The organism is Streptomyces sp. T12, from assembly GCF_028736035.1.
GTDB lineage: Bacteria > Actinomycetota > Actinomycetes > Streptomycetales > Streptomycetaceae > Streptomyces.
Genome location: NZ_CP117866.1, coordinates 450,566 through 463,132 on the forward strand (window position 1 = coordinate 450,566; position 12,567 = coordinate 463,132).

Genomic DNA, 12,567 nt, shown 5'->3' on the forward strand with positions numbered 1-12,567 from the left:
CCTCAGTCGGTCGCGTCGGTCGCCGCTCGCTGCCAGGCCGCGTCGCGCAGCAGGCGCAGTCCGTTCAGGCCGACGAGGACCGTGGAGCCCTCGTGGCCCGCGACGCCGAGCGGCAGCGGAAGGGTGCCGACCAGGTCCCAGGTGACGAGGCCGGCGATGAACACCCCGGCGATGACGAGGTTCTGCACGACCAGCTTCCGGGCCCGGCGGGAGAGGGCGACGGTGGTGGGGACGGCGGCGAGTTCGTCGCGGACGATCACCGCGTCGGCGGTCTCCAGGGCGAGGTCGGAGCCCGCCCGGCCCATGGCGACGCCGATGTGGGCGGCGGCCAGGGCGGGTGCGTCGTTGACACCGTCCCCGACGACCATCACCTTGCGGCCCGCGCCCTCCAACTCCTTGACCGCGCCCGTCTTGTCCTGCGGCAGCAGCCCGGCACGCACGTCCTCGATGCCGGCCTCGGCGGCCAGTCGGGCGGCGGCCCGGGGGTTGTCGCCGGTGAGCAGGATCGGGGCGGTGCCGGTGAGCGCGGCGAGGGAGGCGACGGTGGCGGCGGCGTCCTGGCGCAGCCGGTCCGCGATGCCGAGCACTCCGGCGGGGGCGCCGTCGACGACCACGAGGACGGCGGTACGGCCGGACTGCTCGAGTTCCCCGGCGAGCGCGGCGACCGGGCTCGCGTCACCGTCGGCGTGGTCGAGCAGGCGGGCCGGGGCGCCGACCTCGACCGTACGGCCGTTGACGAGGGCCTTCACCCCGACCCCGGGCGCGGAGGCGAAGTCCTGCGCGGTGGGCAGCCCGAGGCGGCGCTCGTGTGCCGCGGCCACCACGGCCCGGGCCAGCGGGTGTTCGCTGGGGTGCTCGGCGCCCGCCGCGAGCGTCAGCAACTCGTCCTCGTCCAGGCCGTATCCGGGCAGCGGCCGTACGTCGGTGACGCGCGGCGTGCCCTCGGTGAGGGTGCCGGTCTTGTCCAGCGCGACGGCGTCGACCTGGCCGAGGCGTTCCATCGCCACCGCCGACTTGACCAGGACACCGTGCCGGCCGGCGTTGGCGATGGCCGACAGCAGGGGCGGCATGGTGGCCAGGACCACCGCGCACGGCGAGGCCACGATCATGAAGGTCATGGCGCGCAGCAGGGCTTCGGAGAAGGCCTCACCGAAGGCGAGCGGGACAGCGAACACGGCGAGCGTCGCGGCCACCATGCCCAGCGAGTAGCGCTGTTCGACCTTCTCGATGAACAGCTGAGTGGGGGCCTTGGTCTCGGACGCCTCTTGCACCATCCGCACGATCCGGGCGATCACGGAGTCGGAGGCGTCGCGTTCGACCCGGACGCGCAGGGCGCCGGTGCCGTTGAGGGTGCCGGCGAACACCTCGTCGCCCTGCTCCTTCGCCGCGGGGAGTGGTTCGCCGGTGATGGTCGCCTGGTCCACCTCACTGGCGCCGTCCAGCACCCGTCCGTCGGCTCCGACGCGCTCGCCGGGCCGTACGAGGACGGTGTCGCCGACCGCCAACTCCTCGACGGCAACGGCCTGTTCGGTGCCGTCGGGGCCGATCCGGGTGGCGGTGGCGGGGGCGAGGTCCAGCAGTCCGCGTACCGAGTCGGCGGTGCGGGCGGTGGCGAGCGCCTCCAGGGCACCCGAGGTCGCGAAGATGACGATCAGCAGGGCGCCGTCCATCACCTGCCCGATCGAGGCGGCGCCGAGCGCGGCGACGACCATCAGCAGATCGACGTCGAGGGTCCTGTCCTTCAGCGCCTTGAGCCCCTCCCAGCCCGGCTCCCAGCCACCCGTGGCGTACGCCAGCGCGTACAGCGGGCCCCAGGTCCAGGCAGGTGCTCCGGTGAACTGCAGGGGCAGCGCGAGCAGGAACAGCGCGGTGGCCGTGACGGCCCAGCGGACCTCCGGCAGCGCGAGCAGCCGCGTACGCCGCCGGGGCACGTGGCCGGACCGCGCGGACACGGCTCGGTCGGCCGACGGCGAGGTGAGCGTGGAAGTCATGCACGGCACGATACAGGAACAGATGAATACTCATTCATGTCTTCATACTGGAGCGGCTCGCGCGGCTCCCCACCGCCGTGCCCGATACCTCCCCACCAGCCTGCACACGACGTAGATCGTGAACGAGATCGTGGTGACGTACGGGCTGATGGGAACGCTGCTGCCCAGGGCCAGCAGGATCCCGCCCTCGATGGAGGCCACCGCGAACACCACGCTCAGCGCCGGCAGGAGCACCGGTGAGGCCGTGATCCGGGCCGCGGCGGCCGCGGGCGTGACGACGAGGGTGAGGACCAGCAGCGCCCCGACGATCTGGACGGACAGGGCGACCGCGAGGCCCAGCACGATCATGAAGGCGAACGACAGCCCCCGTACCGGCACGCCCCGCGCCTCGGCCACCTCCGGGTCGGCGCTGGCGAAGGTGAGCGGCCGCCACATGGCCGCCAGCGCCACGAGCACTACGGCACAGGTGCCGAGCAGCCAGGACATCTGCGGGGTGTCGACGGCGACGATCTGCCCGGTGAGCAGGCCGAACTTGTTCGCCGCCCGGCCCTTGTACAGGGCGAGGAAGAGCACGCCGAGGCCGAGGCCGAACGGCATGATGATGCCGATCACCGAGTTGCGGTCCCGGGCGCGCGAACCGAGCAGGCCGATGGCTCCGGCGGCGATCAGGGAACCGACGATCGAGCCGGCCACGATGTTCACGTCCAGCAGCAGCGCGGCCGAGGCACCGGCGAACGACAGCTCGCTGATCCCGTGCACCGCGAACGGCAGGTCGCGCATGATCACGAAGACCCCCACCAGGCCGCCGACCAGGCCGAGTGCGGCGCCGGCGATCAGGGAGTTGCGGACCAGGGCGAGCAGTTCGCCGTAGTTGTCGAAGTCGAAGATCTGCTGCCAGATCCCGTCGGCGATGGTCATGGCCGTACTCCATGCGTCAGTTCGGGGTGGTGCGGCGGCTGCGCCACTTCGTCGGGTACGCCCACGACCGTGATCCGGTCCCGGACGCGGATGACGTCGACCGGCGTGCCGTACAGCTGCGACAGCGCCTCGGACGTCAGCACCTCGTCGGGTGTGCCGACCCGGAAGCCGCCGCGGGCCAGGTACAGCACGCGGTCCACCAGTCCCAGCACGGGGTTGATCTCGTGGGTCACGAAGACCACCGCCGTGCCGTGGGAGCGGCGCCGTGCGTCCACCAGCTCCGTCACGGCCCGCTGATGGTGCAGGTCGAGCGAGAGCAACGGCTCGTCGCACAGCAGGATCCGGGGGTCGGTCGCCAGCGCCTGTCCGATGCGTACGCGCTGGCGTTCGCCGCCGGAGAGCAGGCCGACGGGGACGTCCGCGTACGCGGCGGCCCCGACCGAGGCGAGGATCTCGTCCACGCGACGGCGTACGGCGCCCGTGCGCAGCCGGGGTCCGAAGCCGTGCCCGTCGATGCCGAAGCGGACCAGGTCCCGGGCGCGCAGCATGGCGTGCGCGGACAGCGTTCCCTGCTGCGGTACGTAGCCGATGTGCCGGCTGCCGCCCCGGGGCGGACGGCCCAGCACCGTCAGCGTGCCGGCGGACAGCTGCCGCCCGCCCAGCAGGGCGCGCACGAAGCTGGTCTTGCCCGATCCGTTGGGGCCGAGCACGGCCAGGAACTCGCCCGGCCGTACGTCGAGATCGAGGTCCCGCCACAGCACGCGCTCGCCGTAGGAGAGGGCGGCTGCGCGCAGGCTGATCACGGCCCCGGTGGACCGGCTCACTTGGCCAACGCGTTCGCGAGCGCGTCGACGTTGGCGGTCATCCAGCCGAGATAGTCCTTGCCCTTGGGCAAGGTCTCGGTCACGGGGACGACGGGAATTCCGGCAGCCTTGGCCGCCTGCTCGGCCTTCTCGGTCTGCGGTCCGGAGGTCTGCTCGTTGTAGACCAGCGCCTTGACCTTCTTGCCGGTGAACAGCGCCAGCGTTTGCTGCAGGGTCCTCGGGGAGACGTCGTCGCCCTCCTCGATGGCCTCGCTGAACTCCTCGGGGGTCGCGTTCTTCAGCCCGCTCGCCTCGATCATGTACAGCGGTACGGGCTCGGTGATGGCCACTGCCTCGCCGCCGTGGGCGGTCTTGATCCGGGCTTCCTTCTGCTCCAGGGGCTTCAGCTTCGCCTTGAAGGCCTTCGCTTTGGCGGTGAAGGTGGCGGCGTCGTCCGGGTCGGCCTTGGTCAGGGCGGCGGCGATGCGGTCGGCGAGCTTGGCGACCGTGGGGAAGTCGTACCAGACGTGCTCGTTGAGCTCCCCGCCCGCCGGGGCGCCCTTGCCGGAGACCTTGACCGCGTTGATCACCTCGGCGGACGAGTCGCCGCTCGTCTTCAGCATGCGGTCGATGAAGTCGTCGTAACCGCCGCCGTTCTCGATGACGACCTTCGCCTTGGACAGCGCCAGCTGGTTCTGCGTGTTGGCCTCGTAGGAGTGCGGGTCCTGGTCGGGGTCGCTGATGATCGAGGTGACCTCCACCTTCCCGCCGCCTATCTGCTCGGCCATGTCCCCGTAGACGTTGGTCGAGGCCACCACCGGGATGACGGAGGCCGCGGCGGGGCTGTGCGAGGCATCGGTGCCGCTGCCGGAGTCCGACGAACTGCCGCATCCCGCAAGGAGGACCAGGCAGGTGCCGGTTATCAGCGGCGCGAGGAGTCGGGACGTGGACGCGGGCATGGGTACCTCCGGGGCAGGGCGAATGGTCCGCCGAGCTCCATCCGTCCCGGCTTCGGGCCCACGCTAGATGAAAACGAATGTCATGAGTGCCTTGTGTCCGTCCACCAGGGCAACCCTTACCGAGAACTCACCTTCCGGGTCAGGGGGCGGGGACCTCGTCCAGGAGCTGGGGGCCGTTGTTGCGGACGCTGTTCACGGCCGGAGAGACGGGTCGGGCGTCCAGGTGGCCGCCTGCCGGTGGGGTGAGCAGGGTGCGCAGATCGCCGGTGGCCTGGTGGTGCGGGTCGAGCCAGGCGTCGTAGTGGTCGGGGGTGAGCGCGAGGGGCATGCGGGGGTGGATGCGGCCTGCGGTGTCGGTGGCCTCGGTGGTGATGATGGTGCAGGTCAGCAGCCAGGCGGCAGGGTCGTCGGCATCCTTGATCTCCGGATCACGCCAGTACTCGTACAGGCCCGCCAGGGCCATCACCTGCCCGTCCTCCGGGTGGATGAAGTAGGGCTGCTTGCGGACCTTGCCCGACTTCCTGTCCTTGATCTCGTCCCACTCGTAGAAGCCGTCGGCCGGCAGCAGGCAGCGGCGTTTGGCGAACGCGCGGCGGAAGGCGGGCTTCTCGTGCACGGTCTCCACCCGTGCGTTGATCAACCGCGCGCCGATCTTCGCGTCCTTCGCCCACGAGGGCACCAGACCCCAGCGCAGGGGCCGCAGCCGGCGCCGGGCCGGCTCGTCTTCGGCAGCGCCGCGCGGCGTGCGCTCCAGGACGGCCCACACCTCGTCGGTCGGGGCCACGTTCCAGCTCGGCGCGAGGGTTTCCTCCGGATGCCACTCGGACACCTGGAACAGCTGGGCGAGGTCCTCGGGGCTGCGGGAGGAGGCGTAGCGGCCGCACATACTGCCACTGTGCCGCATGGGAGCGAACTGCGCTCCGGCTCGTCATCCCTGCACGCCGGTCGCGGTGTGCGCGGCGCCGACGGGCTTGGACTCCGGGGAGCCGCGCTGGCGCAGGTAGATCGACAGGACGACCATCTACGCCACCGCCAGCAGCTCGGACTGCCAGTTCTGCAGGGTGCGGTTTCTGAAGTCGGCGCAGGTGAGGTACTGGGCCCAGCTGATGGGGGCCTGCAGGCCGCGCAGTTGCTGTTCGTTGTAGGCGGCCGTACCGGTGACGGACTGGGCGAGCCGGCACAGCAGGAACACGGCCCCCATCACCAGCCCCAGGGACCGCGAGTACACCGCCCGCCGCCGGCCACGGGCACGCGCCCAGCGCGGCGCGTCGGCGGGGGCGTGTTCACCCACGAGCTGGTCCTCGTCGGACTCGGGGCCCGCCTTGTCCAGTTCCTTGGACTCCGGTGAGCCGCGCTGGAGGAGCCAGACGGTGACGGTCTCCGTCATGGTGTGAGCATTCGATGACGTGGACGGCGAGGCCGCTGCGGGCGGCCTCCTTGTACGTGCCCTTCATTCGCTCAACGCCGTCAAGGCACCTCCGGACCGCGGTACTCGCCCATCGCGTCGATGAGCCAGCGCGCCAGGTAGTCGGCGAACGAGGACCGCGGGAACAGCCGGTACGTCGGCGCGTCGTCGACCTGCCAGAGCAGTACGGCGACGGGGCCCACCGTGGTCGACACCGCCTGGCCGGGTGCGAAGGACCGGGGATGCAGGTCCAGCGGGCAGCCCTTCTCCAGCACCTGCCGGGCGGCCGGGCCGCTCAGCTCCAGCGTGGTGCGGTTGGCGGAGAGGTCCACCACCGAGCCCGGGCCTGATCCGAGTGCCTCCCGCAACTCGGCGGCCACGGTGGACTGGTCGACCTGGGCCGGCACGAGCCACTCGTCGGGGCCGAGCCAGAGGATCGTGCAGGGGCCGGATGTGGTGGTGTGGCCGCACTGGCGCGGGAGCGGTGCGCCCAGGGCCTTCTCGATGCGGTCGGCCGCTTCGGAGGCGGGGTCGACGCGCAGGTTCACCATGGTGAGGAACGGCCACTCGGTCAGCGCGACACCGCGGGCACCGGTGACGGCGGCGGCGCGCATGCGCTCCGCCAGATGGTCCAGGGGGCTGGTGCGCAGGGCCACCGGGCCGGCGCCTGCGCCGGTCTCGAACGTCGGCTCAGCCATCTCGCTTGGTCCCTTCGGGGTCGTACAGGACGAAGTCGGTCACCTCGACGGGTACCAGGTTCTCGCCCACCGGGGCGAGCAGGGTCTGGCCCTTCCTTGCCTGCCCGTCGGCGACTAGGGCGAGGGCGAAGGGGCGGCCGAGGGCCGGGCTGTGGTAGCTGGAGGTGACGTGGCCGAGCATCGGCACCGGCCCGGCCTCGGGGGTGATCGGCACGTCCGGCGCGACGAGTTGGGTGCCTTCGGGCAGCCGGGTCGTGCGGTCGCTCGGCAGCAGGCCGACGAGTTGCTTGCGGTCGGTGCGGGCGGTGTCGGTGCGGGAGTAGGACCGCTTGCCGATGAAGTCCTTCTGTTTGGAGACCACCCAGGACATGCCCGCGTCCTGCGGGGTCACGGTGCCGTCGGTGTCCTGGCCGACGATGATGTAGCCCTTCTCGGCGCGCAGGACGTGCATGGTCTCCGTGCCGTACGGGGTGATGTCGTACGGTCGGCCGATCGCGTACACCTCCTCCCAGACCGCCAGGCCGTACCACGCGGAGACGTTGATCTCGTAGGCGAGTTCGCCGGAGAAGGAGATCCGGCAGATGCGGGCCGGGATGCCGGAGGCCAGGGTCGTCTCGCGGAAGGCCATGAAGGGGAACGCCTCGGCGGACAGATCGACGTCAGGAGCCAGATGGGCGACGACCTCGCGCGACTGCGGACCGACGACGGCGATCGTCGCCCACTGCTCGGTCACCGAGGTGCAGTGCACGTCGAGTTCGGGCCACTCGGTCTGCAGCCACTCCTCCAGCCAGTCCAGGACCCCGGCGGCGCCGCCGGTCGTGGTGGTCATGAAGTAGCGGCCCTCGTCGAGGCGGAGCGTCACACCGTCGTCGAAGATCATGCCGTCGGGCTTGCACATGACGCCGTAACGGGCCATGCCGGGCTTGAGCTTCTTGAAGGCGTTGGTGTAGATGCGGTTGAGGAACTCGCCCGCGTCCGCGCCCCAGATCTCGATCTTGCCGAGGGTGGAGGCGTCCGTGAACGCCACTCCCTCACGGGCCGCGCGGCACTCGCGGGCCACGGCCGTGTCCATGTCCTCGCCGGGCTGGGGGAAGTACCAGGGGCGCTTCCACTGCCCGACGTCCTCGAACTCCGCGCCGTGCGCCACGTGCCAGCTGTGGATGGACGTGGTGCGCTCGGGGTCGAACAGCTCGCCGCGCTCACGACCGGCCAGGGCGGCGAAGGCCACCGGCGTGTACGGCGCGCGGTAGGCCGTGGTGCCGATCTCTCCCAGTGAACCGCCGAGGGCCTCGGCGATCACACCGATCGCGTTGACGCCGGACGTCTTGCCCTGGTCGTTCGCCGTGCCGAGCGAGGTGTAGCGCTTGACGTGCTCGACACCGCGCATGCCGGCGCCGGTGGAGCGCCAGACGTCGGCGACGGTGACGTCACGCTGGAGGTCGACGAAGTGGGTGTCCCAGTCGCCGGGTTCGCCCTCGGGGGCGGGGACCAGCCACAGGGCGCGCGTCGGGCCGGCTGCGAGCCGGGCGACAGCGGACGGTACGGCCACCGGGAACCCGGCGTCGGTCGCGGCGCGCGCACCGGCGCGCGCTCCTTCGGCCCGGCAGCCGTCGAGGTCGTACGTCCCACGGGCGGCACCCACGACCTGCTGGTCCCGCACGGTCCCGTCGGGGACGAACGCGACCAGGTCCTCGTCCCAGCGCAGCCGGCCCTGGCGCTGGCTGTGCAGGTGCACCACCGGGCTCCAGCCGCCCGAGACGGCGAACAGGTCACAGTCGAACGACTGCGGTTCACCGGTGAGTCGACCGTCCGCGTCGAGGGCCTGGACGGTGACGCCGGTGATTCGGCCTTCGCCCGTCGTGTCGACCACCGCGCTGCCCGTCAGCACCCGCACCCCTGTGGCCACGGCGACCTCGGCCGCCCGGTCGGACAGCTCGGGGCGCGCGTCCACGACGGTGGCGATGTCGATGCCGGCGGCGTGCAGGTCGGCGACCGTGTCGTAGGCGCTGTCGTTGGTCGTGCTCACCACGGCCCGCGAACCCGGGGCCACGGCATACCGGTTGAGGTACGAACGCACGGCCGCGGCGAGCATCACCCCGGGCCGGTCGTTGCCGGCGAAGACCAGCGGGCGCTCGTGGGCGCCGGTCGCCAGGATCACCTGGCGGGCCCGTATGTGCCACAGCCGTTGGCGCGAGACGCCTTCGGGAGCGGCGGCCCCGAGGTGGTCGGTTCGCCGCTGGAGAGCCAGCACGTAGTTGTCGTCGTACGACCCGAAGGCCGAGGTTCGTCGCAGTACGACGACCTCGGGAGCGGCGTCGAGCGCGGCGCGCACGTCGGCGACCCACTTGAGGTCGGCCCGCGCGTCGGAGAGCAGCGAACCGCCGGGCTCGGGCTGGTCGTCGAGGAGGATCACGCGTGCACCGGAGCCGGCGGCAGCGGCGGCGGCCGCGAGTCCGGCGGGTCCGGCGCCGACGACCAGGACGTCGGTGTGCGCGTACTTCTTGTCGTAGACGGCGGGGTCGGGGGTCGGGTCGAGTCGGCCCATCCCGGAGAGCGTGCCGACGGACAGGCCGTCGTAGAGCTCCACCGTCGTAGCCGGGAGCATGCCCTCCGAGCACGAACCTTCCGAGCACGGACCATCGATCTGCAAAAGGGCGTTGGGCTCCTCGACACCTGCGGCGACGATGCCGCGCGGGCGGCCGCGGTAGAGCGACGGGCCGACCTCGACGAGGCCGTTCGCCAGCATCGCCGAGGCGACGGTGTCTCCGGGGTGCCCGGTCAGCTCCCGTCCGTCGACGGTGAACCGCAGCACGGCGGTGCGGTCGATACGGCCGCCCTGCGGGAGCCGGAAGTGCTGGTGGGTCATCGGTTCCCTCCGGCCTGGGGCAGTTCGGGGCGGGGCTCGTCGAGCCGATAGGAGGCGAGCACCTCGTGGGTGGCGGTGTCGCGCACGACGTTGAACCAGCGCCGGCAGCCGATGCTGTGCATCCACCGCTCGGCGAAGGGACCCTTGGGGTTGTCGCGGTAGAAGACGTACTCGGCCCACTGCGCATCGGTGAGTTCCGAGGGGTTCTCGGGGTAGGGGACGTGGGCCTGGCCCCCGTAGTGGTACTCGGTCTCGTCACGTGGCCCGCACCATGGGCAAGCGATCAGCAGCACGGTGTCCTTCTCTCAACGGGCTTTCAGTGGGCCACGGCTGCGGCGCCGTGTTCGTCGATCAACGCGCCCGTCCTGAAACGGTCGAGGGCGAAGGGAGCGTTCAATGGATGGGCCTCACCCGTGGCGAGGGTGTGCGCGAAGGTCCAGCCCGCGGCCGGGGTGGCCTTGAACCCGCCGGTGCCCCAGCCGCAGTTGACGTAGAGGTTCTCGACAGGGGTGGCGCTGATGATCGGGGAGGCGTCCGGCGTGACGTCGACGATGCCGCCCCAGGTCCGCAGCACGTGCGCGCGGGCGAAGACGGGGAACAGCTCGACGGCGGCGGCCATCTGCTGCTCGATGACGTGGAAGGAGCCGCGCTGCCCGTATCCGTTGTACGAGTCGACGCCCGCGCCCATCACCAGCTCGCCCTTGTGGGCCTGGGAGACGTAGACGTGCACGTGGTTCGACATGACCACCGTCGGGTGCACCGGCTCGTGCAGCTCGGAGACCAGCGCCTGCAGCGGATGCGACTGCACCGGCAGCCGTACGCCCGCCCGCTCGGCCAGCACGCTGCTGTGCCCGGCCGCCGCGAGGCCGATCCGGCCGGCGTGGATGGGGCCGCGGTTGGTCTCGACGCCCACGACCCGGTCGCCGTCCTTGAGGAAGCCGGTGACCTCGCAGCCCTGGATCAGGTCCACGCCCATCTCGTCGGCGCGGCGGGCCAGCGCCCAGGCGACGTGGTCGTGCTTGGCGATGCCCGCCCGCGGCTGGAAGGTGCCGCCGAGGACCGGATAACGGGTGCGGGACGAGACGTTGAGGATGGGGCAGACCTTGGCAACCTCGTCCGGTTCGAGCCACTCGGCGTCGACGCCGTTGAGGCGGTTGGCGCCCACGCGGCGCACGCCCTCGCGGACGTCCTGGAGGGTGTGCGCAAGGTTGAGGACGCCGCGCTGGCTGAACAGGAAGTCGTAGTCCAGCTCCTCCGGGAGCCCTTCCCACAGCTTGAGCGCGTGCTCGTAGATCGCCGCGCTCTCGTCCCAGAGGTAGTTGGAGCGGATGATCGTGGTGTTGCGGGCCATGTTGCCGCCGGCCAGCCAGCCCTTCTCCAGGACGGCGACATTGGTGATGCCGTGGTTCTTGGCGAGGTAGTAGGCGGTGGCCAGGCCGTGGCCTCCCGCGCCGACGATGACGACGTCATAGGAGGAGCGCGGCTCGGGGTTGCGCCAGAGGAAGTCCGGATGCTCCGGCAGCGGCTCGGTGGTCATGCCGCGTCTCCGTTCAGGTGGGGCAGGCGGGGCAGATGGGGGTAGAGAGGGAACGCGGCGGCGAGTTTCTCGACGCGGTCGCGCAGCAGGCCGGTGCGCTCGTCGCCGAGCTGCTCCTCCTTCAGGGCCTGGGCGATGATGTCGGCGACCTCCCGGAACTCCGCCTCGCCGAAGCCGCGGGTGGCCAGGGCGGGGGTGCCGATCCGCAGGCCCGACGACACCATCGGCGGGCGGGGGTCGAACGGCACCGCGTTGCGGTTGACGGTGATGCCGACGCGGTGCAGCCGGTCCTCGGCCTGTCGGCCGTCGAGCGCGGAGGTGCGCAGGTCGACGAGGACCAGGTGGACCTCGGTGCCGCCGGTCAGGACCGTGATCCCGGCCTCGGCCACGTCGTCGGCCAGCAGCCGTCCGGCGAGGATGCGGGCACCGTCCAGGGTGCGCCGCTGACGCTCCTTGAACTCCTCCCCCGCCGCCACCTTGAAGGCCACCGCCTTCGCCGCGATGACGTGCTCCAGCGGGCCGCCCTGCTGGCCGGGGAAGACCGCGGAGTTGATCTTCTTGGCCAGGTCGGCACGGCTGAGGATCACCCCGCCGCGCGGGCCGCCGAGGGTCTTGTGCGTGGTGGTCGTGACGACATCGGCGTACGGCACGGGGCTCGGGTGCAGGCCCGCGGCCACCAGCCCGGCGAAGTGCGCCATGTCCACCATCAGGTACGCGCCGACCGCGTCGGCGATCCGCCGGAACGCGGCGAAGTCCAGCCGGCGGGGGTAGGCCGACCAGCCGGCGACGATCATCTTGGGCCGGTGGGCGAGGGCGAGCTGCTCGACCTCGTCCATGTCGATGCGCATGTCGGACTCGCGCACGTGGTACGGGACGACGTTGTAGAGCTTGCCGGAGTAGTTGATGCGCATGCCGTGGGTCAGGTGACCGCCGTGCGCCAGGTCGAGGCCGAGGATCGTGTCGCCCGGCTCGAGCAGCGCGAACATGGCGGCCGCGTTGGCCTGGGCGCCGGAGTGCGGCTGTACGTTCGCGGCCTCGGCGCCGAACAGCTCCTTGACGCGGGCGATGGCCAACTGCTCGATGACGTCGACGTGTTCGCAGCCTCCGTAGTAGCGGCGGCCCGGATAGCCCTCGGCGTACTTGTTGGTGAGCACCGAGCCCTGGGCCTCCATGACGGCGGCGGGGGCGAAGTTCTCCGAGGCGATCATCTCGAGGGTCGACTGCTGACGGTGCAGCTCGGCGGCCACGGCGGTGGCGACGTCCGGGTCGAGTTCGCTGAGCGGCTGGGAGAGAGGGGAGGCGAGTGTGCTGGTCGACGGGTTGGCTGCCATCTGTGCACCATCCTGGGGGCCGACTAATACGCAACTGATATATCAGGCTCTGCGGTACG

At 71.4% G+C, this 12,567-nt stretch carries 10 protein-coding genes and 1 pseudogene; all 11 read right to left on the bottom strand.

Going from position 1 to position 12,567, the window contains the following annotated elements:
* Positions 1–2 precede the first annotated feature (2 nt).
* The 11 genes and pseudogenes from PBV52_RS02055 to glyA all read right to left on the bottom strand — a co-directional run bounded on the left by PBV52_RS02055 (position 3) and on the right by glyA (position 12,508).
* Positions 3–1,991 (bottom strand): heavy metal translocating P-type ATPase, encoded by a 1,989-nt coding sequence (locus PBV52_RS02055; RefSeq protein WP_274236528.1) that lies wholly within the window; start codon positions 1,989–1,991, stop codon positions 3–5.
* Between the two features lie 42 nt (positions 1,992–2,033).
* Positions 2,034–2,909, bottom strand: coding sequence for a metal ABC transporter permease (locus tag PBV52_RS02060; protein WP_274236529.1), 876 nt, complete (start codon positions 2,907–2,909; stop codon positions 2,034–2,036).
* The gene (locus PBV52_RS02065; RefSeq protein ID WP_373921811.1) at positions 2,906–3,733 is read right to left on the bottom strand and encodes a metal ABC transporter ATP-binding protein; all 828 of its coding nucleotides are present in this window, start codon (positions 3,731–3,733) and stop codon (positions 2,906–2,908) included. Before PBV52_RS02065 ends, PBV52_RS02060 begins: the two co-directional genes overlap by 4 nt.
* A complete protein-coding gene (locus PBV52_RS02070; RefSeq protein WP_274236530.1) occupies positions 3,730–4,671 on the bottom strand; it encodes a metal ABC transporter solute-binding protein, Zn/Mn family in 942 nt (313 codons plus the stop codon). The genes PBV52_RS02065 and PBV52_RS02070 overlap by 4 nt, the downstream gene beginning before the upstream one ends.
* Before the next feature lie 139 nt (positions 4,672–4,810).
* Positions 4,811–5,557 carry an SOS response-associated peptidase gene (locus PBV52_RS02075; RefSeq protein WP_274236531.1) on the bottom strand — a complete coding sequence of 249 codons (747 nt, stop codon included), beginning with the start codon at positions 5,555–5,557 and terminating at the stop codon, positions 4,811–4,813.
* A 42-nt stretch (positions 5,558–5,599) separates the two neighbouring features.
* Positions 5,600–6,043 (bottom strand): annotated as a pseudogene (locus tag PBV52_RS02080) (DUF6766 family protein); the annotation flags it as partial.
* Positions 6,044–6,138: 95 nt separating this feature from the next.
* Entirely contained in the window at positions 6,139–6,774 is a 636-nt protein-coding gene (locus PBV52_RS02085; protein WP_274236532.1) for a sarcosine oxidase subunit gamma, read from the bottom strand.
* Positions 6,767–9,640 carry a sarcosine oxidase subunit alpha family protein gene (locus PBV52_RS02090; RefSeq protein WP_274236533.1) on the bottom strand — a complete coding sequence of 958 codons (2,874 nt, stop codon included), beginning with the start codon at positions 9,638–9,640 and terminating at the stop codon, positions 6,767–6,769. Before PBV52_RS02090 ends, PBV52_RS02085 begins: the two co-directional genes overlap by 8 nt.
* The gene (locus PBV52_RS02095) at positions 9,637–9,933 is read right to left on the bottom strand and encodes a sarcosine oxidase subunit delta (protein WP_274236534.1); all 297 of its coding nucleotides are present in this window, start codon (positions 9,931–9,933) and stop codon (positions 9,637–9,639) included. The genes PBV52_RS02090 and PBV52_RS02095 overlap by 4 nt, the downstream gene beginning before the upstream one ends.
* Positions 9,934–9,956: 23 nt before the next feature.
* Positions 9,957–11,177: a sarcosine oxidase subunit beta family protein gene (locus tag PBV52_RS02100; protein WP_274236535.1), complete on the bottom strand. Its 1,221-nt coding sequence runs from the start codon at positions 11,175–11,177 to the stop codon at positions 9,957–9,959.
* On the bottom strand, positions 11,174–12,508 hold the full coding sequence (gene glyA / locus PBV52_RS02105; protein WP_274236537.1) for a serine hydroxymethyltransferase: 1,335 nt from the start codon (positions 12,506–12,508) through the stop codon (positions 11,174–11,176). Before glyA ends, PBV52_RS02100 begins: the two co-directional genes overlap by 4 nt.
* Positions 12,509–12,567: the final 59 nt, after the last annotated feature.

Excerpts from the sequence above, each read along its gene's own strand:
- PBV52_RS02090 (WP_274236533.1), bottom strand. The coding sequence starts at position 9,640 with ATGACCCACCAGCACTTCCGGCTCCCGCAGGGCGGCCGTATCGACCGC.
- PBV52_RS02055 (WP_274236528.1), bottom strand. The coding sequence starts at position 1,991 with ATGACTTCCACGCTCACCTCGCCGTCGGCCGACCGAGCCGTGTCCGCG.
- PBV52_RS02085 (WP_274236532.1), bottom strand. The coding sequence starts at position 6,774 with ATGGCTGAGCCGACGTTCGAGACCGGCGCAGGCGCCGGCCCGGTGGCC.
- PBV52_RS02100 (WP_274236535.1), bottom strand. The coding sequence starts at position 11,177 with ATGACCACCGAGCCGCTGCCGGAGCATCCGGACTTCCTCTGGCGCAAC.
- PBV52_RS02075 (WP_274236531.1), bottom strand. The coding sequence starts at position 5,557 with ATGTGCGGCCGCTACGCCTCCTCCCGCAGCCCCGAGGACCTCGCCCAG.
- glyA (WP_274236537.1), bottom strand. The coding sequence starts at position 12,508 with ATGGCAGCCAACCCGTCGACCAGCACACTCGCCTCCCCTCTCTCCCAG.
- PBV52_RS02070 (WP_274236530.1), bottom strand. The coding sequence starts at position 4,671 with ATGCCCGCGTCCACGTCCCGACTCCTCGCGCCGCTGATAACCGGCACC.
- PBV52_RS02060 (WP_274236529.1), bottom strand. The coding sequence starts at position 2,909 with ATGACCATCGCCGACGGGATCTGGCAGCAGATCTTCGACTTCGACAAC.